This window comes from Methylobacterium sp. R2-1 (assembly GCF_014191355.1).
Lineage (GTDB): Bacteria > Pseudomonadota > Alphaproteobacteria > Rhizobiales > Beijerinckiaceae > Methylobacterium.
In genome coordinates this window covers 1-21,106 of sequence record NZ_JACHWM010000018.1, presented here as the reverse complement: position 1 = coordinate 21,106, position 21,106 = coordinate 1, and the positions used below count along the sequence as shown (strand labels likewise).

The window sequence follows — 21,106 nt, the reverse complement described above, 5'->3', positions numbered from 1 at the left end:
GCGGACGCAACGGCGCTGTGCGGGGTGATGAAATGCCCTGATCGCTCAATGGGATGGTTGCGCGCCCCTCCTCAGGCAAAGGTCACACGTTCGAATCGTGTCGGGTGCGCCAGGGGCGGCGGAGCAGCCGCTCAAGCGCCGGCAATGTCTCCGCGGATGTGGACGGCGTGCGGCGTGGTTGAGGTGCATGTGCCGCGAGCGTGCCGCTGGGCGTCTGGTGGGATCATCGGGCGATCGCGACGACGGCTCGAGCACTCGGTGGAGCACCAGACGGTCTCCACAGCACGGGCAACTTGAGGATGCGAATCCGCTAGCCAGGATCAAACGCCTGTGCTGGGTTGACGAGCGCGAAGGCCGCTCGGCGCTCGAACGTCGGCGCTTACCTCAGCAATACGGTTTCGGTTTGCAACCGTCCCTGAATCCTGACGTTGCGGCGCGACCGCGGATCACGGCAGGCGATCTGGCTCAAGGCATCCTCCGCCTGGTGCCGGGGCAGTGCATGGTCGTTGTGGGGACCGGCCGAGAGGGCATTGGTGCCCTTGTTTCGGAGGCCTCTGATTGCAGCCGCAGCGCACTTCTGGTCTCGTGTGAAGGATTTCCCGCAGCGACGGACATCGTCGATCAGTTGCTCAATGACCTCGCCGAATTGGCGCTCGACCGTTGGCCGCGCTGGCACGGTCAGGGTGAAGACGTCGTTCCGGTTGCAACTGATCCCTGGCTGAAGGCCGCCTCGAAGCGCGCCCGGCTCGCCCATCCGCCGCGCTTTCGGCGGATGACGCCGGCGCTCGAATTCGGGCAGCTGCTTCGGGCGATCGATTCTGCCGGTGTCGTCCTGATCTGGGAGGTCGATCCCGCCTCGGCGATGCGAGCCCGGCCGGCGATCGAGGCGCTGGAATGGTGCTCCCGGCAGGGGGGCTGCCATGGTGGTGGCTCTGACCGTGGAGCCGGCCGAGACCGCCGCCCTATGACCGCATCCTCTACGGCGCCCGTGAGCTCGTCCGGGAGGAGCCTGCGGCGCTCGCGCGCTTCATCGCACTGCTCGGGGCACACCATGCCAGCGAGATCGAGCGGTGGGGCGCGGCAGCCTGGGAACAGGACGCCGAGCTTGCGGGTCTATTCGCCTGCAACGCCTCGGTGCCGGTCGGAACCTGGGGCGCGCGACCGCGCGTCGATCTGCTCTGTCGCGCGCATCGCGTCGTCGTGGAACTCGACGGACCCGAGCATCGGACCGAGCCGAAATTCGGCAATGATCGCCACCGCGATTACGAGTTGCTGACCGCGGGCTACCTCGTGCTGCGCTTGACCAACGAGCAGGTTGCGGCCGACCTGCCTCTGGCGATTGAGAAGATCCGCGCCGTTGTTCGACTGCGGGCGGCACGACCGAGGGGGAGCGATCGGCGGGATGCCGACGCCGAAACAGGCCCTGATCCTCTGGGGTCTCCTCGGCCGGCACGGCCAGGACCTCAACGGGCAGTTTCGGGCGGTCCTCCGGAGTGCTTGGCGAGCTCAGCTCGAAGGCGTGCCGCCTCGGCTTCGTGCCTCTCGGCCGATGCTCGGATCTGTGAGCACAGATGGTCATAGAACAAGCGTAGCGACTGCGTCAGGCGCGCCATCAGTTCCTCCATCGCGATAGCCGTTCACCCACCACACCGTAGCCGGCGACACCAACCAAGCGGCGGGCGAACCTCGAACCCTGCCTTCAAGATTGGTTGCCTCTAGCGCGCCATCAAGAGCGGCCTGCGGCAGGTCGAGGAGACCGGTGCAGTGTTGCCAAAGCTGCTTCTGCTGCCCCCCTGCGCAGTTGGGATCTCGCGGTGGTCCAGATCGGCAGCGATGCCGTGACGGGATCTGTAGGCCGGCAAGCGCAGCGGTCAGTGCGCCTCAGCAAAGAGTGTTCGGATGAGCCGCCAGAGTTCGCGGTGCCCCGTCGTTTGCCCCGCCTGCAAGAGATACTCCGGAATTTCAAGCTGCTCCTTACCCTGGTTTGAGTGGCCAGCCCCACGCACGTCCGTATGCTGCCATTCGTGCTCGACGTAGAGGCGCTTCGTGTCCGTGTCGAAGACCAGACGCCACCAATCCTCATCGTTTTCGACAGGGCCTTTGGCGGATCGTTGAAGCTCGCGGATGAGTAGGGCCATCTCGAACACTCCTGTGGTGACACCGAAGCTACTTCAACCGACGGCAGGCCGCGAGGGGTCTCGCTGTCGTCTAGGTTGTCTCCGCAAAGGGGGCCACGGGCTGGGTGTTGAGCCCCATGTGAGCTTGATGTCCAGCTCGACGACGCGCAGTGCCGTTCGGCGAGCTGCCGGGCTGCGGCAAAGCCGGCCGCTCCGGCACCGATGACAGCAACGTCCAGCTCGCCGGAGCCTGGAACATCAGGAACTTGCATGCTCGCTCCCGGCCGCGCCCCGCGCCTCCATCGCTAGGGAAGGGACACAGGCGACACTCTGGCCGTGCCGCACGAGCACGAGAGTATGCGCGATGCTGTCCATGTTCGTCCGCCCGCTGGTGCCAGCCATCGCGTCCCAACGCGAGATCTCAACGGCACGCGCAGAGGTCACTCAGGCTTAGTCTCATCGGTGTCTTGCTGCGACGCCCATGAGGTCGGCAGCCCGGGCTTCAAGCCTCAAATGCGAGCGCGGTATCGCGGCTTCATGTTGCCCGCGATCCGGAGCCCGCACTGCGTCGTTACCCCACCGGCCGCGCTCGCGTAGCTGCCAAGACTGGACAACAATCAAGGGCGCTCTTGCGGATGGCCGGCAGCCTCAAGGATCAGATTGGCAATTTCCTGAGGTTGCGAGATCAATGACAGATGGCTCGCTTTCAGCTCGACCGTCTTCGCGTTCATGCGCTTGGCCATGAAACGCTCAAGGTCGGGATTGATCGTCCGATCCTCGGCCGACACCGCGTAGAAGCTAGGCTTCGACCGCCACGCTGCCTGGGTGGTCTTTCCTGTCAGCAGAGACCGGCGGAACGGCTGCTGGACGGCAAACAGCACCTTCGCTCGCTCTGGTGGAAGATCGCCAGCAAAGTCCTTTAGGAAGGCTGCCTCGCTCAGACGCCCTTCGTCCCCGTCGAACACAATGCCAGCCGAGGCGGGCGGCGTCGGATAAGTCTTGGCCAGCGCCGTATAGTCCTCGCCAGCATCCGGTGCTCGGGCCGCAACGTAGACGAGCGCGGTAACTTTGGGATCAATGCCGGCTTCGGTCACGATCATCCCGGAGAACGAGTGTCCAACGAGGACCGTCGGTCCCTCCTGCCGGGCAAGCGCACGCTGAGCGGATGCAACCGCCTCATCCAAAGTGGTCAGCGGATTTTGCACCGAGGTCACGTTCAGGCCCACCGCCTGCAGCCGCGGGATCACTTCGGACCAGCACGAACCGTCAGCGAAGAGGCCGTGCACGAGGACGACATTGCGCGCCTGCGGCAACGCCTGGACTGACGCGCTTCCTGAAAGAAGAGCGATGGCCGCGCCGGCTGCGAGCGCTTGGTTCAGTGTTCTCCTGGTCATCATTGTGGTTGTCTCCGTTCTGGAGGATGCGTGCAAAGCGGGTTTTCGTCCCCATTTGTCGGAGGGTCGAAGGAAACGCATTCTTGCTCGCCGATGACAGCGGCTTTGCCGGCACGATCCTACATCAACTGATCGAAGTAACGCGACGTCCGGCGGTGGGCGCGCCGCTCCGACGAGCGGACGCGTTGTTCAGTCGTGCTGCCCGCATCCGCATTTCGATGCATGTGCCGTGCCCGGCCAGCGCGAATTGCGGATCAGGCTGCAGAAGTTGCCTCTGCGGAAGCCCGGCTCCTTGTCGGCAATCACATCAGCTTTGACGTTACCGAAGGTGGTGTCGGGCTTGTGTCGGATGCCTTCGTAGAAGGCCTGGATGATGTCCTCCTTGAAGCCCGGCGTGCGCGGGAAGGTGGAGACGACGGCCTCGCGCTCAGCATCCGTATACTCGCCATAGGTCAGACCAAGGACGTCCATTTCGACACCCGCCGTGACCAGCGCGACCACGGGATGCATGTGGACTGGAATGCCTGGCGTCGTGTGGAGCGCGATGGCGGTCCAGACCGTGTAGACGTCCGCCTCCGGCACCCCGTGCGCCTTCAGAAAGTTCCGAGCCGCGTTGGCCCCGTCCACCTCGAAGCGCTCGGTTGTGCTGCCGTGTTCGGGCATCAGACCAAGGTCATGGAACATGGCACCGGCATAGAGCAGTTCGCGATCAAAGTTTAGGTCGCGATGGAGACCGGCAAGTGCACCAAACTGATAGACTCGGCTTGAATGATTGAAGAGGAGATCGGTTTCGTTGTCTCTGACGAATTCCGTGATCGCCTGGGCGAGTTTGCTATCAGGGATCGCTGCTTCTGACGGGATGCTCATGGTCTAATTTCCTTTGCGGGAAGCCTCCTAATCTGCTAGGCGATCCAACCAATGGCATCAATCGTCGATACCAGGCGATTTCTGCCATCAGGCACACGGCGACAGCCACGGAGGCGGCATGGCCCCCCGGCACATCGCGATTCTCGCCCTTCCCGGCGTTCAGCTTCTGGATGTCGCCGGCCCACTCGACGTCTTCGCAGAGGCCAATGCGCAAGTCGGTGAGGCGGTCTACGATCTCGCCGTCGTTGGCATCCAAGCCGGCCCGATCATCAGCTCGTCCGGGCGTGGGCTGATCGCCGATGCCGTCGCGCCTTCAGTCGCCCCGACAAGCTTCGACACTCTGCTCGTGGCCGGCGCACCCCGCATCCACGAGCTTGATCTCCAGGCCGATCTCCTCGCTTGGCTCGGTCAGGTCGCCAAGCATAGTCGCCGTTACGGCTCGGTCTGCAGCGGCGCCTTCCTTCTCGGACAGGCGGGCCTTCTGAACGGCCGACGGGCCACGACGCATTGGGCCGTGGCCGATGCGCTGGCAGCCCGCTACCCCGAAGCGCTCATCGAACCCGATGCAATCTGTCTCTTCGACGGAAAGCTGAGGACGGCTGCCGGCGTAACGGCAGGGCTCGACCTCGCCTTGGCGCTCGTCGAGGAGGATCTCGGCGCCGAGATCGCGCGCCAAGTCGCCGCCCAGCTCGTGATGTTCTTCAAGCGCGGCGGTGGCCAGATGCAGTTCAGTCGCCGCGGGCTGAGCGCGCCCGTCGGACGCTCAGCCCTGCAGGAGGTCCAGCGCTGGGTTGCGGCCCATCCGGCTGACGATCACTGCGTCGAGCGGCTGGCCGAGAGGGCTGGGATGAGCCCGCGGCACTTCGCTCGCCTGTTCCGCGTGGAGACAGGGTTCACCCCGGCCGCTTACGTTGAGAACGTCAGGATTGAGGCCGTCCGCCGGCTTCTCGAGCGGGATGACGTTGCCCTGAAGCAAGTTGCCGGCGCCTGCGGCTTTCGCGATCCGGATACGCTCCGGCGGGCTTTCATGCGCCGGGTTGGGACGACGCCGGCCGAATACCGGCGCCGGCACGCACGTGGCTGAAGAGACATCTCAGATCTGCGGGCGTTATCCCTTCTGACCTTGCCTGTCACGCTTGTGACCGCCGGAGTCCTGCAAGGGGCGCTCCTCCACGAAGCTGAGGCAGCCGAGGGCCAGTACGAGGCCGAAGCAGGCCGCGAGGAAAACGAGGCGGAAGGTCTGTCCGAGCTGGCCGGCATCGGCCCCCTGGATCAGCGCCGCCATGTCGTGCGCCGCACTCTCCCCAGTCCCGCCCACGCCGCCGAGCACGAGGGTGCCGAAGATCGCCACGATCAGAGCACCGCCAAGCGAGCGGAAGAAGTTCATTGAGGCGGTGGCGATGCCGAGCTGGTGCGGCGCGACCGCGTTCTGGACCACAATCGTCGAGAGCGGAAGCACCGTGCCGATCCCGATCGAGAGCACCACGAACAGGATCTCAATAAGCCAAAGCGGAAGCCTGTGGCCTGCGAAGGCGAGCAGCGCGCAGGCGCCAACGCTCAGCGTCAGCAACGCCAGGGGCACGCGCTTATAGTGCCGGAGATAGGCCATCGAGCGGCCCGAGAGGGTAGCGCCCACCACCGTTCCGACCATCAGCGGCACCATCGTGAGGCCCGAGCGGCTGGGATCGAGCCCGATGACGCCCTCGAGGAAGATGGGCACGAAGATGCTGAGCCCGATCAGGGTGCCCATGGCGAAGCAGGCGGCGAGCGTCGCGCTGGTGACCACGCGGTCGCGTAGGACGCTCAAGGGGATCAGCGGCTCGCCCGCGGTTGCGAGGCGGGCGGCGAAACCCGCGCTGCTGAGGAGGCCGAAGGCGGCGAGCCCGAGCACGGGAGCCGAGGCCCAGGGATAGCGCACGCCGCCCCAGCTCAGGGCCAGCATCAGGCTGGTCGAACTCACGACGAGGAGGGCCGCGCCGGGATAGTCGACGCTGTGCCGCCGCTCGTTGCGCGGCAGGAGCTTGAGCTTGTCGTTGGTGAGGATGAAGGCTGCGAGCCCAATCGGCAGGTTGATCCAGAAGATCGCCGACCAGTGCAGGTGCTGAGCGAAGAAGCCGCCGAGCAGCGGCCCGGCCACCGAGGACAGGGCGAATACGCCCGCAATGTAGACCTGATAGCGTGCCCGCTCCTTGGCCGAAAGGATGTCGGCGAGGATGGTCTGTGACAGCGCGATCAGCCCGCCCCCGCCGATGCCCTGAAGGCCGCGGGCGAGCGCCAGAGCGATCATCGTCGGGGCGAGCGCGCAGAGCAGGGAGCCAACGCTGAAGGTCGTGATCGCGATCAGCAGCATGATCCGCCGGCCATGGATGTCGGAGAGCTTGCCGTAGAGCGGCGTGACCGCGGTGGAGGCGAGGAGATAGGCTGTAACGATCCAGGGCAGGTTCGCGGCATCGCCGAGTTCGAGCCCGATCGTCGGCATGGCAGTGGCCACGATGGTCTGGTCGAGAGCTGCCAGCAGCATCGCGGCGACGAGGCCAATGATGATCGAGCGGATCTCGGCCGGGCTGAGGCGCGGCGATGCAGCGGCGCGATGGGGTGCGTTCAAGACTAGTTTGCCTTGGATGAGGGAGGGGCGCCGTCGAGCCTTAAGTCTCGCCCGACGATGGGCTCAAGGAGCGAGCGGCGCTGTCCTATTTCGGTCGAGCCACACAGAGCTTGATTGGGGCGGGAGGGAGGCGCACGGACGGGGCGTGCTGCCACGCCGCCGGCTGAGGCAAGATTGCGGGAGATGCATCTTGAGCGGTGAGAACGCCACTGACGAGGCCCTGGTCGCGCCAGCCGCGGCCCGCAACGGGGCGGTCATTCTCGATGTCCTACGGGACGTCCTGCCGCGTGGCGGCCAGGTCCTTGAGGTGGCGAGCGGATCGGGCGAGCACGCGGTGCGTTTCGCAGCTGGCCTGCCGGACCTGCGATGGCAGCCGAGCGACCCAGACCGCAGAGCGCTCGGGAGCATCGCCGCGCATGCCCGCAGCGCCGGCCTGCCAAATCTCCTCACTCCGGTCGAGCTCGATGCTCGAGCACAGGCTTGGCCCGTGACGCGAGCCGACGCGATCGTGTGCATCAACATGATCCACGTCGCGCCCTGGACGGCGACCGTGGGACTTATCGCGGGCGCCGGCCGCCTGCTTCCGGATCGCGGGCCTCTCTATCTCTACGGCCCCTTCCGGATCGGCGGCGCGCATACGGCTGCGAGCAACACGCAGTTCGATGAAGACCTGCGGGCCCGCGATCCGGAGTGGGGCGTGCGCGACTTCGAGGCGGTCCTCGCCGTCGCGGCCGAGCACGGCCTGCACCTCGCCAGCCAGATCCCCATGCCAGCCAACAACCTCAGCGTGGTCTTGAGGAAGGCCGGGGCTTGAACCTTCGTAGTACGTCTCTGGCTCGGAGTGCTCTGCACCTGATCCTGTTGCAGTTCCGGCAATGCTTGGCTCCGCCAATGCGACGAGCTGTCTCCAGCTCAGTGCCTAGGACCACCGCGTCGTCGACGCCTGCGGCACGTTGCTGGGGGTAGGCTGAGCAGCATCCGAACGGAGTGAAATGAATGCCCTGCCGCGGGATTGGTGGGCGGCGGAGTGCGCTGAGTGTTACCCTCCGCTGAGTTCCCTTGCATAAGGTGGATGCGACGGCGCCACCCCGGCACGATGAGCCACGTGACGCTTCTTGAACTTCTGCGAGATCGAGCATGGATTCCGTTTTAGAGAAGCAACGGCAGCAGTGGGACGCCCTCGTAGAGGAAGTTCGGCGTCTGGAGACGATGAGGCCGGAAGCAGCCAGACCTCAGAGCTGGGAAGCGATCTTACACGTCACTCGCCTGCGCGTGCACATCGCCTGGGGGCGTGTCCGGGCTTTGGAAGCGGGCGTTCATCCGAACAAGCCTTGCGGGGAGCCCCGTTTCGGGAGCTGACCGGAAGACGGAGCATCGCTGATCTTGCGTGGATGGGGTCGCCCATTCTGATACTCAAGGTGCTCCAAACTTGATCCGGTGGCAGCTCGCGCAGCGCGCAGCTTCGCTAGTGCGATGAGATGCCATCCGTGCGCCGAGGATGGCTCGGCGAAGCTCGTGAGCTCAGAAGGCACTCCCCTGCCGGGAAGGCAGATTTTCTAGGACTTCGCTCTCTCTCAATCCGAGCATGGCAAACGGCTCGGTCTGATCTGCGCCGCACGAGAACAGCCTGATCGCATCCGCCTTCAGAGTGCCGAGATCGGGTTCTTGGTCCCACCTCCCGGCCGCTCGCGGATGTGGCCCAATTGCGCCGTGCAACGCTCGCGGCCCTCGGATCTCCGAGGGCCGCGAGCTAAGTTTCTGATGTTGCAGGAGGCACTTAGTGGGCTGGAGAGCCGGGTCCTCCACCTTCGGAGGGCAACGCTCTATCCGGCTGAGCTACGGGTGCTGACCGTGGCTCGTGAGCAGCCCAACTGGGCGGCCGACGTAACGGCGCTGTGCAGGGCGATCGAGTGTGCTGTTCGCTCAAAGGGATGCTAGCGCAGACCTCCTCAGGCAAAGGTCACACGTTCGAGTCGTGTCAGGCCCGCCAGGGAGCGGTGGAGGGGCCGCTCAAGCGCCGGCAATGTGTCCGCAGACCCTGAGGCGCCGCCGTTGGGATCCTGCCTCAAACAGGACGATCAACTCGCTGCAAGTCTATGGCCAGAAATAGGATGGTGAAGCGGCTTCGATTTCTCGCAATGGTCGTCGCTCGATAGCGGTGAGTGCGCGTAAGATCGAGCTGGTACCGATATAATTTGGGGCATATTCCTCGGGCGCAGAATGATCTGAGGTTTCCTGAGGGCCCGAGCAGATGTGAGGGCGCTTTTTGCTGGTTCGGACGAATGTATGCTGATTCGACGTCGGAAGGCGCGCCGAAACAAAGGTCCTGTCTCAAACAGGACCTGAAACGTGACCCGATCCACCGGAATTGGGCGTGGCTCCAACTCCGGCCACGACGTACGAATGGTCGGCCTCGAAACCCTTTCCGTCCGTCTCGGAATGCGGGCGCGATCGAGAGAGGCGGACGGGGTAGTTCCCTGCTACGAGGCTTGCTTGACCTTCCTTCCTGAAACGAGCGGGTGAGACGAATGAAGGACGCAAGCTCCCTCGCGCAGTACGCGCATCACGTTCTGGACGAGGCGGAGATCGTCGGGCTGCCCAGCCGTTACCGGGGTAAGGTTCGCGACAACTACGATCTGGCCGATGGCCGCCGGATCCTGATCACCACCGATCGGATCAGTGCGTTCGATCGCCCGCTCGCCGCCATTCCCTTCAAGGGGCAGGTGCTGACGCAAACCGCGCGCTACTGGTTCGAGCGGACCGCCGACATCTGTCCAAACCACGTGCTCGCCTATCCGGACCCCAATGTCGTCGTCGGACGCCGCCTCGACATTCTGCCGGTCGAGATCGTGGTGCGAGGCTACCTTGCGGGGACGACCTCCACCTCGATCCTCACCCGCTATCAGCGAGGGGAGCGCGAGATGTACGGTCATCGCTTTCCCGATGGTCTGCGCGCAAACGAGCGTCTGGCGGAGGCGGTCATCACGCCGACGACAAAGGCCGCGGACGGAGGACACGACGAACCGCTCAGCGAGGCGGCGATCCTTGAACAGGGTTTGCTCACCGCGCGGCAATGGCAGACCGTCTCCGAGATGGCGCTGGCGCTTTTTGCTCGCGGCCAAGCCCTGGCCGCCGAGCGCGGCCTCATCCTCGCCGACACGAAGTACGAGTTCGGGACCGACCCTGACGGACGGATCGTGCTCGCCGACGAGATCCATACCCCGGACAGCAGCCGCTACTGGTTCGCGGAAAGCTACCCTGATCGGCTCGCGGCCGGAACGGCGCCCGAGAGCTTCGACAAGGACTATGTCCGCAACTGGGTCGTGGCGCGCTGCGACCCCTATCGTGATCCGATTCCGGAAATCCCGCCCGATGTCGTGCTCGGGGCCGCGGCCGTCTACATCCGCGCCTACGAGACCATCACGCAGGAGACCTTCGTCCTGCCCGATCCGGCCGAGGTTCCGCTCGCGCGCATCCAACGCAATCTCGAAACGTACCTGCGTGGCGATACGCCGAAAGAGCCGATCTGAGCCTTGCTACCCTTGCGTGCGACACTTCGCGCGCAAGGGTAGCGCGGAGATCAGGGCGCTGGCAGGCCGGTACCAAGCGCGACCGGCGCCCGTGAAAGCGTTGCCGGAGATGCAGCGAACAGGATGCAGGCCGGACGGAGCGTCGCCATCACCACGCTGAACGAGCGCGCAGACTTCGTGGCTGTTTCCCCATGAGCCGAGTTTCGACGGCCGATCAAGCGCGCGGAGTCGTTGCGATCGCCGCCGCCCGGGTGAACGTTCGAGACGCCGCGTCGCTGCGGTAGACGAGGATCTCGGCCGTGCCGATATTCACATCTTCGATGTGCCGAGGTTCGATGCAGTCGAGGCGCATGAGCAGCGATCGCAGCGAGTTTCCATGGGCGACGACGAGCACGCACCCGCCGCTTCGAACACGGGGGGCAATGGCGCTCTCGAAAAACGGCCAGAGGCGAGCCCCTGTCATCGCCAAGCTCTCGCCGCCGGGCGGCACCGCATCGTAGGACTTCCGCCAAGTGCGGACCTGATCAACTCCGAACCGAGCGCGCGCTTCCGTCTTGTTCAAGCCAGCAAGGGCTCCGTAGTCCCGTTCGTTCAGAGCCGCATCCGCATGCACGGGCAAATCGGATTGGCCCAATGCATCGAGGATCAGCGCGAGGGTGTGCTGAGCACGCTGGAGCCGGCTCGTGAACACATCGTCGAACCGATATCCGAGCGTCCTGAGTGTGGCGCCGGCCGCGCTAGCTTCCCTGACACCGCGAGGTGTGAGGGCTGGATCTCGCAATCCGGAAAAGAGCTCCCGCTCATTGTCCTCGCTCTGGCCGTGCCGCACGAGCACGAGAGTGTGTTTGTGGCGTTCCATGTCCATCCGCTCGCAGGGGCGAGCTATCGCGTTACGAACACGCTCGCAACAATATCCCGCGAGGGTGTCGGTACCCGCTCCTGCCGACGCTTGGCCGCGGCGGTGACGATGCCAGGGGTGGGGCGCTTCGAGCCTTGACCGACGCGCCGGGATGGGAACCGCGGCCTTCTGCTGCCGCTGCGAGCCGAAGCCGTCGATACGCGTTATCCGTCGGTCCTCGCGCGGGTGCGCGACGCAAGACAATGGATGGTGTGACGCAGCGATGCCGACGGTGTTTCTCGACTGTGATGGAGTGTTGGCCGACTTCGATCGTGGAGCCACACGCGTGCTCGGCATGTCACCGGAGGCCTTCCAACGCCAATTCGGTCTGAAGCCGTTCTGGAGCCGGCTGGCAGCGGAGCCCGACTTCTTCGCGGAGCTCGACCTATTGCCGGATGCACGGGAGCTCTATGAGGCCGTCAGCGCCTGCCGCCCCATCATCCTCACCGGTTTGCCGCGGGGGAACTGGGCCGAGCCGCAAAAGCGGCGCTGGGCTGAGAGCCACTTTCCCGGCGTTCCGATGATCGCGACGACCGCCGCGCTAAAGCGCGAGCATTGCCGTCCGGGCGACGCGCTCGTCGATGACTGGACCACGCACAGGCATCGCTGGGAGGAGGCCGGCGGCGTCTTCATCCATCATCGGGACGCTGCTTCGTCGATTCAGGCCCTGCGCGCGCACGGGTTCATCTGATCGCGACCGTCAGGGTGTTTTGAACGTGCCTGCTGCATCGAGTTTGGCGCGCATGTCTGTCTGGCTTGGCCAAAGCCGTATCCGACCCGATTCAATCAGGTCGGATACGGCGCTCGGCAATCAGCAGGCCTCGACGCGTTCAGCCGCACATGCGGCGGTAGCGCCGGCAGTTGCCCTGACCTTCCTCGCCATACATGTCCTTGTTCTCGCAGCGGTCGCGGAGTTCTCGGCACATGCGGCGGTAGCGGCGATCATCGCGTTCTTCGCGGTAACCGCGGCCATCATCAACTTCCACGCCGCCGGGACCAATGCGGATCCCCTGCGCGAAGCTCGGAACATCGAGGATCATCAGTGATCCGAGGGCGGCCGTCACAACCAGGATCTTGCGCATGGACGTTCTCCCCTTCCTTTATGCTGTTGAACCGGGTGGACAAACGCGCAACCACAGAAAAGGGTTCATGCGTCGGGTCGCGCCGTCGCTCCGGCTCGAGCGTTCGTCTGAGTTGCGGCTCAGATCCTGCCGCCAACCGAACAACCTTCGCGACGTGGCACTCCGGGGCGATTCCGGCCTATTGTCCAGCCTGCGATTTTGACTGTTTTGATGCACGCCTTGGTGCGGGGCCGGCACCCACGTCAGCCAAGAGCGCTCCCGGCGTCGGAGCCGCCGACTCTGTTGTCGACAGCAGACGATCTGGGAGAAGAGTGTTTCGAGAGCGTGAGGTCTTGCCGAGGCTTCGTTTCGCAGCATAGGCTCCGGACAAAGTTCCTCGGGGGAGGGTCCGGTCGTTCCCGCTGTGCCGCGCACACCGGAATACCGGTGCGGGCATGCCCGTTGAGAGGGGACGATGAGGGACCGGTCGAGTGGCGTTAGGGCGGACCGTGCGATTCCGCGCCTGTCGCAGAACGTGGCGGCCGGCCTCGGCCTCGTCCTGCTCGGCGTGTTCGGCGTCTGGGCTGCGGGCGATCTGCCGCGAGGTACCCTCGGAGCGATGGGGCCCGGCATGCTGCCGCATTGGGTCGCGATCGGCGTGGCCATCTGCGGGGTCGTGCTGGCCGCGACGGGCTTCGTCCGCGGGGGCGCGGGGCTTCAGACGGTCGGCCTGCGCGGCCCGGTCGTCGTCGTCCTGGCCATTCTCGCCTTCGCAGCGACGATCCGGCCCACCGCCCTCGGCCCCATCACCACGCCCGGCCTCGGACTGATCGTCGCCGGCCCCCTCGCGGTCATCCTCGCAGGCTATGCGAGCCCCGAAGCGCGGTTCCGTGAGCTACTGATCCTGGCGCTGCTCCTCACGGCCGGGTGCATGCTGCTGTTCGGAGATCTGCTCAACCTGCCGATCCCGCTCTTTCCCACCGCCCTGGTCGAGGCGGCGAGCGGAAAAATTCCCTCGCGAGTGCTCCTGCGGCTGATGGCGGGTGCACTCGCCCTGACGGGACTGGGGCTGCTGCTCCTGCAGCGCCGGTCTGCCCGGCGGGGCGGGACCGATGTCGCCCGGCACTCGATGACCGCCTGATCGGAAGCGCAACCCCGTGCCGGATCTTCTCTCTAATCTCGGTCTCGGCTTCGCCGTCGCGCTGAGTCTGCAGAACCTGCTGCTCTGCTTCCTCGGCTGCCTCGTCGGCACGCTGATCGGCGTGCTGCCCGGCGTCGGTCCGATCGCCACGATCGCCATGCTCCTGCCGATCACCTTCGGCCTCGATCCGGTGGGCGCGCTGATCATGCTCGCGGGTATCTATTACGGGGCGCAATATGGCGGCTCGACCACCGCGATCCTCGTCAACATCCCGGGGGAGGCGACCTCGGTCGTCACCACCCTCGACGGGCATCAGATGGCGCGGCAGGGCCGGGCCGGTATCGCGCTCGGCACCGCCGCAATCGCCTCGTTCTTCGCCGGCACCGTCGCCACTCTGCTGATCGCGGCTTTGGGTGCGCCGCTCACCCGCCTCGCGCTGATCTTCGGGCCGGCGGAATACTTCGCTCTGATGGTCATGGGGCTGGCCTTCGCTGTCGTCCTCGCCCACGGCTCCGTGCTCAAGGCGGTGGCCATGATCCTGGTCGGCATCCTGTTCGCCTGCATCGGCACCGACCTCGAGACCGGCGAGGAGCGGATGACCTTCGGCTTCACCTTCCTGACCGACGGCGTCGACTTCTCCGTGCTGGCCATGGGCCTGTTCGGGGTGGCCGAGATCCTGCGCAACCTCGACCAGACCGAGACGCGGGACATCGCGCGGGCGCGGATCGGCCGCCTGCTGCCGGGTCTGGCGGATCTGCGGCAGGCGATGCCCGCGACCCTGCGCGGCACCGCGATCGGGGCCTCGCTCGGAATCCTGCCCGGCAACGGCGCCGTCCTCGGCCCGTTTGCGGCCTACACCGTCGAGAAGCGCCTCGCCCGCGACCCGAGCCGCTTCGGCCGCGGCGCCATCGAAGGCGTCGCCGGTCCGGAGAGCGCCAACAATGCGGGCGCGCAGACGGCCTTCATCCCGCTCCTCACCCTCGGCATCCCGCCCAATGCCGTGATGGCGCTGATGGTCGGCGCGATGACCATCCACGGCATCGTTCCGGGGCCCGGCGTGATGACCAAGAACCCCAACCTGTTCTGGGGCATGATCGCCTCGATGTGGATCGGCAACCTGATGTTGCTCGTCATCAACCTGCCGCTGGTCGGCATCTGGGTGCGCCTCCTGAAGGTGCCCTACAGGCTGATGTTCCCCGCGATCCTGATGTTCTGCTCGATCGGTATCTACTCGATCAATTCCCTGCCGACCGACGTGATGCTCATCGCGGCCTTCGGGGTGTTCGGCTACGCGCTGATCAAGTTCGGCTTCGAGCCCGCGCCGCTCCTGCTGGGCTTCGTGCTGGGCAAGCTGATGGAGGAATACCTGCGCCGCGCGCTCACCCTGTCGCGCGGCGACGCGATGGTCTTCCTGGAGCGTCCGGTCAGCGCGCTGCTGTTCCTCGTCGCCTTTACCATTCTGGCGCTGGCGCTGCTGCCGTCGCTGCGACGAAGCCGCGACGAAGTCTTCACGGAAGCCTGAGCGGCGGAAGACCGTAGGGCTCGAAGATTTTTGAGACAAGACAAGATCAGGAAGGGATGAGGAACCCATGAGAACGGCTCTCGCAATCAGTCTCCTGTCGGTGCTCGCCGCCTTCGGAGCGGCGGCCGACACCTACCCCCAGCGCCCGATCACCATGGTGGTGCCCTTCGCGGCCGGCGGCCCGACCGACGTCGTCGCGCGCATCGTCGCCGAGCCGATGTCACGCGCGCTGGGCCAGCAGGTCGTCATCGAGAACGTCACCGGCGCCGGTGGCACGACCGGGATCACCCGGGCCTCACAGGCCTCACCCGACGGCTACACCATCATGATGGGCCATATGGGCACGCACGGCGCGGCGCCGGCCCTGTTCAAGGGCCTGAAATACGATCCGGCCAAGAGCTTCGATCCGATCGGGCTCGCCGCCGGCACGCCGATCGTCATCGTCGCCAAGAAATCCCTGCCGGCCGAGAACCTCAAGGGCTTCATCGAGGCGCTCAAGACCGGCGGCGCCTCGATGAACCAAGCGCATGCGGGCGTCGGCTCCGTCTCGCACTCGACCGGCGTGTTGTTCGACTCGCTCGTCGGCGCCAAGCCGACGCTCGTCGTCTATCGCGGCACCGGGCCGGCGCTGAACGACTTGGTGGCGGGGCAGGTCGACTTCATGACCGACCAGATCGTCAATGTCGCCCCGCAGATCACCGGCGGCACGATCAAGGCCTACGCGATCGCCACGCCCGAGCGCTCCCCGAGCCTGCCCGATGTGCCGACCACGAAGGAGGCGGGTCTGCCCGAGTACGAGGTCAGCGCCTGGAATGCCGTCTTCGCGCCGAAGGGGCTGCCAGCCGATGTCCGGGCCAAGCTCGTGGCCGCCCTCGATACCGCGCTCAAGGATCCGAGCGCGAAGAAGCGCATCCTGGAACTCGGCGGTACAGTGCCGAAGGAGGCCGAGGCCGGACCCGACGCGTTGCAGAAGCTCGTCGAGAGCGAGGTCGCCCGCTGGACGCCCGTTCTCAGATCCGCCGTCGACGCCAATCCCTGACGCTCGTTCGAGGGCCGGGCCCGGGCAGGTTGCCATCGGGACCGGCTCTCGGTTAACGCCGCTGCGTGACCTGCAGCGATCCGGCGTCCCTTCGCCGGAGAAGCACATCGAGCCGGCGCTCCCACCGGGAGACGCGACAGGGCTCACCGAACATCCTCATTGTCCTCTGAGATCGCGGTGCGAACGCCTGCCGTTCGCGTCGCGGCTGCGACGGGCTGGGGCAGCGAAAGCGTGCGATCGTGGATTCCTATCTCAGCTCCTCCTTCCTGCTGTCCCTTCTCCAGATCGTCTGGATCGACATCATCCTGTCGGGTGACAACGCCGTGGTCATTGCCCTGGCCTGCCGCGGCCTGCCCGAGCGGCAGCGGCGGATCGGGGTCTATGCCGGTGCCCTGGTCGCGGCGCTTCTGCGGATCGTCTTCGCCCTCATCATCTCGCAGCTTCTCGCGGTGCCGCTGCTGAAAGTCGTTGGCGGGCTCATCCTGCTGCACATCGCCGTAAAGCTGGTGCGAGGCGAGGAGGAGGACGAGAGCGCCATCAAGGAGCAATCCAGCCTTCCCAAGGCGATCTGGACCATCGCCGTGGCCGATGCCGTCATGAGCTTCGACAACGTCGTCGCCGTGGCGGGAGCCGCCAAGGGGCACGACGAACTCTTCATCATCGGCCTCGCTCTCTCCGTCCCGCTCCTCGTGGTCGGCGCGACCCTGATCACCCGTCTGATCGACCGGTTCCCGATCCTGATCTGGTTCGGCGGCGGGCTTCTCGGCTGGGTGGCGGGCGAGATGATCATCACCGATCGGCTGGTGCAGCAGCACGGGATCGAGGCGTTGCCCACCGTCCTGCAGCCCACGCTGCATTCCGCGGCGGGCGCTTTCGGCGCCGCTCTCGTCGTCGGCATCGGTGCCCTTCTCAAGCGAAAGTCTGACAGGGCCGTCGCGGGCGAGCAGGCCGAGGCCGTGGGCACGGCGGAAGCCGACGTCCTCGGCCGCTGAGGCTTTGGCCGGGTGGTCGCGGCACTTGTAGAGAGGAGCGCATGACGGGCACGCTCGCGGCGAGTGATCCGTCGCAGTTGCGCGTTACAGCCCACGTGATCAGAGGCGTGGGCCGATCCGGCTGAACCATGGGTGCCGACCGGGGCTCGTGAGGGCCGAACTCAGCTGCGGGCGCGATGGTGTCGCGAGAGCGTGCCGAGATCGTAAGGGCCGAAGGCGCGGCCGTGCCGTCCTCCCATCCTCGTGCCCAGCGGTCCCCAGCGAAGTTTGGGGAAAGCGGGCGATCGCGTCCTCGCGGAGGAACCGCCGGCGGCCCGTGCGGCGTTCCCGGGAGCCGACCCCGGAAGTCGCTCGACGGAACAGAGATGGCAAAGCCCAGGACCGCGACGCACACGACCGCGAAGCCCCGAGACGATCAGGATGCGAACCAAGACGCGGGTGTCGCTCCGCTGATCCCGACGGGTGCCCTGGCGGTCGCCCTGCTCGGCCTCGCGCAGGATACGCGACCGCTGATCCACGTGGCCCGCGACGGGCGCCGCCTCGATGAGATTGCCGCGGCTCTGCGGGCGTTCGCACCGGAGCGGACCGTGGCGGTCTATCCCGAATGGGATTGCCTGCCCTACGATCGCGCCTCGCCCTCGCGCGGGATCATGGGCGCGCGCACCGGTGTGCTGCGCTGGCTGACCGACCGCCAGGCGCAACCCGACATCATGCTCACCACCGCCCCCGCGCTCCTGCAGCGCGTGCCCCCGCCGGAGACGTGGGCCGACGCCCATGTCGAGCTGCGCGTCGGCGATCCGCTCGATCCGGAGCATTTGACGGCACAGCTGGCACGGCTCGGCTACATCCTCGACGATCGCGTTGACGAGCCCGGCGAGGTGGCGGTCCGGGGGCGGACCATCGACGTATTCCCGGCGGCCGCGCCGCTCCCCTGCCGGGTCGAGCACGACGGCGCCCGCATCACGGCGATTCGCTCCTACGATCCGGTGTCGCAGCGCTCGCGGGTCGAGGCCGAGCGGCTGGTGATCGATCCCGCTACCGAGATCATCTTGGACCCGGATTCGGGCGTTTCCCTGGACCCCTTCACCGGCCAGGAGCACCGTCTGGCACGCTTCTACCCGTCGCTCGTGACGGTTCTCGACTACGTGCCCGAGGCACGCCTCGTCGTAGAGGCCGGCGTGGAGGAGCGCACCGCCGCGTTTTTCGAGCAGATCGTCGAGGGGCGCGAGGCGGAGGACTTGTCATCCTCCGCCGGAAGCGGGCCGGGATCCCAGCCGTGCCGCCAACCTTGCCGGGAGCCGGATCTCTATCTCGCGCGCGAGGCGTGGGAGGCGCTGATCGAGCCCCGCCACCTCGCGGCCGCGACCGGAGCCGCAGCGGAGCGGGTGGCCGGGCCTGTCTTCTCTCGGGAGCGCCGGCCCGAGGCGGCCTTCGCCAAAGTCGTGCGCGCGGCCCTCAAGGCCGGTGAGCGCGTCGTGCTCGCCGGTCCCAAGGCGCCGCTCCGCCGCCTCGTGCGGGCGGCCGCCGCCGTCGATGAGCGGACCGTGCGCCTGATCGATGGCTGGGCCGAGGCCGAGGCGGCGGAGCCCGGCGCGATGCTGGCGATCGAGGCGCCTATCGAGGCGGGGTTCCGCGTGCCGGAGGCCGGCGCAACGGTGATCGCCGCCGCGGATTTGTTCGGGCATCTGGCCGCGGGGACGCAGCGGCGGGCCGCCGTGCTGCCGATCGGCGAGGTCGAGCTGCGAGTGGGCGATGTTGCGATCGATCGCGATCACGGCCTGTGCGTATTCGAGGGGTTGGAAGCGATCCGCGCTGGCGAGGAAGACGAGGAAGATGCCTTGCGTCTGCGGTTCGCCGACGAGGCCATCCTCATGGTGCCGGTGAGCCAGGCCGACCGGATCTGGCGCTACGGTTCGGAAGCCGAGGCCGTGACCCTCGACCGGCTCGACGGGGGCACCTGGGGCCGGCGCCGCCTGGAGGCGGAGGCGACGCTCGCCAAGGCGGCACGGGCGATGCTGAAGGCCGCGCAGGAGCGCCGCAAGGCGCACGCGCCGCTGATCGTGCCGCCGGAGCGCGAGATGGAGCGGTTCGCGGCCGGCTTCGGCTATCCGCTCACCGGCGATCAATCCCGGGCGGTGGAGGAGACCCTGGCCGATCTCGCCAGCGAGGCACCGATGGACCGTCTAGTCTGCGGCGATGTCGGCTTCGGCAAGACGGAGGTGGCCCTGCGCGCCGCGGCGGCGGCGGTCTTCGCCGGCCGTCAGGTCGCCGTGATGGCGCCGACCACGGTGCTGGTGCGCCAGCATGTCGAGACATTCCGGCGGCGGTTTGCCCGTTTCGGCATCGAGGTGGCGCACCTGTCGCGCCTTGTGTCTCCCGTCGAGGCCAAGCGGGTGAAGCAGGGCCTCGCCGAGGGCAGCGTGCGCCTCGTGGTCGGCACCCAGGCGCTCGCCGGGCGCGGTGTAGCGTTCCATGATCTGGGGCTTGCCATCATCGACGAGGAGCAGCGCTTCGGGGCGAAGACCAAGGCAAGCCTGCGCAAGGCGGCGGGCGACGCCCACATCCTGACCTTGAGCGCGACGCCGATCCCGCGCACGCTCCAGGCGGCGATGGTCGGCCTGCAGAGCCTGAGCGTAATCGCCACGCCTCCGGCGGTGCGCCAACCGATCCGCACGGTGACCGCCCCGTTCGAAGAGGCGACACTGGCCGCCGCCCTGCGGCGCGAGCATCGCCGTGGCGGCCAGAGCTTCGTGGTCTGCCCACGCATCGAGGACATCGCACCGATGGCCAAGCGCCTGAGCGCGCTCGTGCCGACGCTCGATGTCGTGACGGCGCACGGCGACATGAAGCCGGCCGAGATGGATGACGCGATGGTCCGCTTCGCCGACGGCGAGGGCGATGTCCTGCTCGCCACCAGCATCATCGAGAGCGGGCTCGACGTGCCGCGCGCCAACACGATGCTGATCTGGGATGCGGAGCGGTTCGGTCTCGCGCAGTTGCACCAGTTGCGCGGCCGGGTCGGGCGCGGGCAGCGGCGCGGGGTGGTGTACCTGTTCGGCCATCCCGAGAAGCCGCTCAGCGCCTCGACGGAGAAGCGGCTGCGCACGCTGGAGGCGCTCGATCGGCTGGGCGCGGGCTTCGCCATCTCCGCTCGCGATCTCGATCTGCGCGGGGCGGGCGATCTCGTCGGCGACGATCAATCCGGTCACGTCAAGCTCGTCGGCCTCGGCCTCTACCAGCACCTGCTGCAACTGGCCCTGCGCGCGGCCAAGGGCGAAGCGGCCGAGGATTGGAGCCCGGAGGTGCGGATCGGCTTGAACGGCCGCGTACCCGCCGACTACATCCCCGAGCCCGAGATCCGTCTCAGCCTCTACACCCGCCTGCTGCGCCTGCGCGACGAGGCCGAGATCGACGCCCTGCGCGACGAGGTCGAGGATCGTTTCGGGCCGCCACCGGAGGCGGTGGAGGCGTTGTTCACCCTCGCGCGCCTGCGCACCGGATGCCTCACCCTCGGCATCGTCCGTCTCAGCGGCGGTCCGCAGGGCATCGCCGCCGATTTCCACCCGGACAGGCCGACGCCGGTGCTTCCGGTCTCCGATGAGATCACCGTGCGCGACGGGCGCATCGTGCTGCGCCGGGGCGGTGAGGACGCGATCGAGCGCGGACGGCAGGCCGCGGTCTTCCTGCGCCGCCTCGAAGAGGTTTGCGACAGGCGTACTTGAGTGCCTCGATGAGGACCGTGACGGACGTCCGAACAGGTCGACCGAATAGATCCTGAAAGGCATCAAAACGAAGAAGACCCTCCCGGTCAGGCGACCGGGAGGGTCGAGCGAGGAACCGCCTCTTAGCCCGGTGCGAGTCCGAGGAGGGTTCCGAGCGGAACGACGAGGGTGAAGCCGCCGTAGAATCCGTCCTTGGCGCGGCGCGCGGTGAAGGGGTT

The 21,106-nt window shown here is 66.8% G+C and carries 17 protein-coding genes; 10 read left to right on the top strand and 7 right to left on the bottom strand.

Annotated features, from left to right (window positions below):
• Positions 1 to 379: 379 nt before the first annotated feature.
• Complete coding sequence (locus FHU13_RS22590) at positions 380 to 922, bottom strand: hypothetical protein (RefSeq protein ID WP_183438103.1); 543 nt, start codon at positions 920 to 922, stop codon at positions 380 to 382.
• Between the two features lie 212 nt (positions 923 to 1,134).
• On the opposite strand from FHU13_RS22590, the gene FHU13_RS28615 reads away from it, so the two are divergent.
• The gene (locus FHU13_RS28615) at positions 1,135 to 1,581 is read left to right on the top strand and encodes a DUF559 domain-containing protein (protein WP_183438102.1); all 447 of its coding nucleotides are present in this window, start codon (positions 1,135 to 1,137) and stop codon (positions 1,579 to 1,581) included.
• Between the two features lie 290 nt (positions 1,582 to 1,871).
• Here FHU13_RS28615 and FHU13_RS22580 read toward each other — a convergent pair whose 3' ends face one another.
• The 3 genes from FHU13_RS22580 to FHU13_RS22570 all read right to left on the bottom strand — a co-directional run bounded on the left by FHU13_RS22580 (position 1,872) and on the right by FHU13_RS22570 (position 4,378).
• Positions 1,872 to 2,138 (bottom strand): hypothetical protein, encoded by a 267-nt coding sequence (locus FHU13_RS22580; protein WP_183438101.1) that lies wholly within the window; start codon positions 2,136 to 2,138, stop codon positions 1,872 to 1,874.
• A 596-nt stretch (positions 2,139 to 2,734) separates the two neighbouring features.
• Positions 2,735 to 3,514 carry an alpha/beta fold hydrolase gene (locus tag FHU13_RS22575; RefSeq protein ID WP_183438100.1) on the bottom strand — a complete coding sequence of 260 codons (780 nt, stop codon included), beginning with the start codon at positions 3,512 to 3,514 and terminating at the stop codon, positions 2,735 to 2,737.
• 186 nt (positions 3,515 to 3,700) lie between these two features.
• On the bottom strand, positions 3,701 to 4,378 hold the full coding sequence (locus FHU13_RS22570; protein ID WP_183438099.1) for an HD domain-containing protein: 678 nt from the start codon (positions 4,376 to 4,378) through the stop codon (positions 3,701 to 3,703).
• Between the two features lie 118 nt (positions 4,379 to 4,496).
• Between FHU13_RS22570 and FHU13_RS22565 the strand changes: the two genes are divergently transcribed.
• Entirely contained in the window at positions 4,497 to 5,462 is a 966-nt protein-coding gene (locus FHU13_RS22565) for a GlxA family transcriptional regulator (protein WP_183438098.1), read from the top strand.
• A 24-nt stretch (positions 5,463 to 5,486) separates the two neighbouring features.
• Here FHU13_RS22565 and FHU13_RS22560 read toward each other — a convergent pair whose 3' ends face one another.
• A complete protein-coding gene (locus tag FHU13_RS22560) occupies positions 5,487 to 6,983 on the bottom strand; it encodes an MDR family MFS transporter (RefSeq protein ID WP_183438097.1) in 1,497 nt (498 codons plus the stop codon).
• A 190-nt stretch (positions 6,984 to 7,173) separates the two neighbouring features.
• On the opposite strand from FHU13_RS22560, the gene FHU13_RS22555 reads away from it, so the two are divergent.
• Positions 7,174 to 7,797 carry a DUF938 domain-containing protein gene (locus FHU13_RS22555; protein ID WP_246714797.1) on the top strand — a complete coding sequence of 208 codons (624 nt, stop codon included), beginning with the start codon at positions 7,174 to 7,176 and terminating at the stop codon, positions 7,795 to 7,797.
• Positions 7,798 to 9,511: 1,714 nt separating this feature from the next.
• Positions 9,512 to 10,513, top strand: coding sequence for a phosphoribosylaminoimidazolesuccinocarboxamide synthase (locus tag FHU13_RS22550; RefSeq protein WP_183438095.1), 1,002 nt, complete (start codon positions 9,512 to 9,514; stop codon positions 10,511 to 10,513).
• A 214-nt stretch (positions 10,514 to 10,727) separates the two neighbouring features.
• On the opposite strand, the gene FHU13_RS22545 is transcribed toward FHU13_RS22550, so the two are convergent.
• Complete coding sequence (locus tag FHU13_RS22545) at positions 10,728 to 11,372, bottom strand: 2,3-bisphosphoglycerate-dependent phosphoglycerate mutase (RefSeq protein WP_183438093.1); 645 nt, start codon at positions 11,370 to 11,372, stop codon at positions 10,728 to 10,730.
• A 262-nt stretch (positions 11,373 to 11,634) separates the two neighbouring features.
• Here FHU13_RS22545 and FHU13_RS22540 point away from each other — a divergent pair, with 262 nt between their 5' ends.
• Positions 11,635 to 12,102 (top strand): 5' nucleotidase, NT5C type, encoded by a 468-nt coding sequence (locus tag FHU13_RS22540; protein WP_183438092.1) that lies wholly within the window; start codon positions 11,635 to 11,637, stop codon positions 12,100 to 12,102.
• Between the two features lie 139 nt (positions 12,103 to 12,241).
• On the opposite strand, the gene FHU13_RS22535 is transcribed toward FHU13_RS22540, so the two are convergent.
• Positions 12,242 to 12,493, bottom strand: coding sequence for a hypothetical protein (locus FHU13_RS22535; RefSeq protein ID WP_183438091.1), 252 nt, complete (start codon positions 12,491 to 12,493; stop codon positions 12,242 to 12,244).
• 454 nt (positions 12,494 to 12,947) lie between these two features.
• On the opposite strand from FHU13_RS22535, the gene FHU13_RS22530 reads away from it, so the two are divergent.
• The 5 genes from FHU13_RS22530 (at position 12,948) to FHU13_RS22510 (ending at position 20,888) form a co-directional block, all read left to right on the top strand.
• Positions 12,948 to 13,613 carry a tripartite tricarboxylate transporter TctB family protein gene (locus FHU13_RS22530; RefSeq protein WP_183438089.1) on the top strand — a complete coding sequence of 222 codons (666 nt, stop codon included), beginning with the start codon at positions 12,948 to 12,950 and terminating at the stop codon, positions 13,611 to 13,613.
• Positions 13,614 to 13,629: 16 nt separating this feature from the next.
• Positions 13,630 to 15,135, top strand: coding sequence for a tripartite tricarboxylate transporter permease (locus tag FHU13_RS22525; RefSeq protein WP_183438088.1), 1,506 nt, complete (start codon positions 13,630 to 13,632; stop codon positions 15,133 to 15,135).
• A 67-nt stretch (positions 15,136 to 15,202) separates the two neighbouring features.
• Positions 15,203 to 16,174 (top strand): tripartite tricarboxylate transporter substrate-binding protein, encoded by a 972-nt coding sequence (locus FHU13_RS22520; RefSeq protein WP_183438086.1) that lies wholly within the window; start codon positions 15,203 to 15,205, stop codon positions 16,172 to 16,174.
• A gap of 239 nt (positions 16,175 to 16,413) precedes the next feature.
• Complete coding sequence (locus tag FHU13_RS22515) at positions 16,414 to 17,166, top strand: TerC family protein (RefSeq protein ID WP_183438085.1); 753 nt, start codon at positions 16,414 to 16,416, stop codon at positions 17,164 to 17,166.
• Between the two features lie 365 nt (positions 17,167 to 17,531).
• Positions 17,532 to 20,888: a helicase-related protein gene (locus FHU13_RS22510; RefSeq protein ID WP_183438083.1), complete on the top strand. Its 3,357-nt coding sequence runs from the start codon at positions 17,532 to 17,534 to the stop codon at positions 20,886 to 20,888.
• Positions 20,889 to 21,106 lie beyond the last annotated feature (218 nt).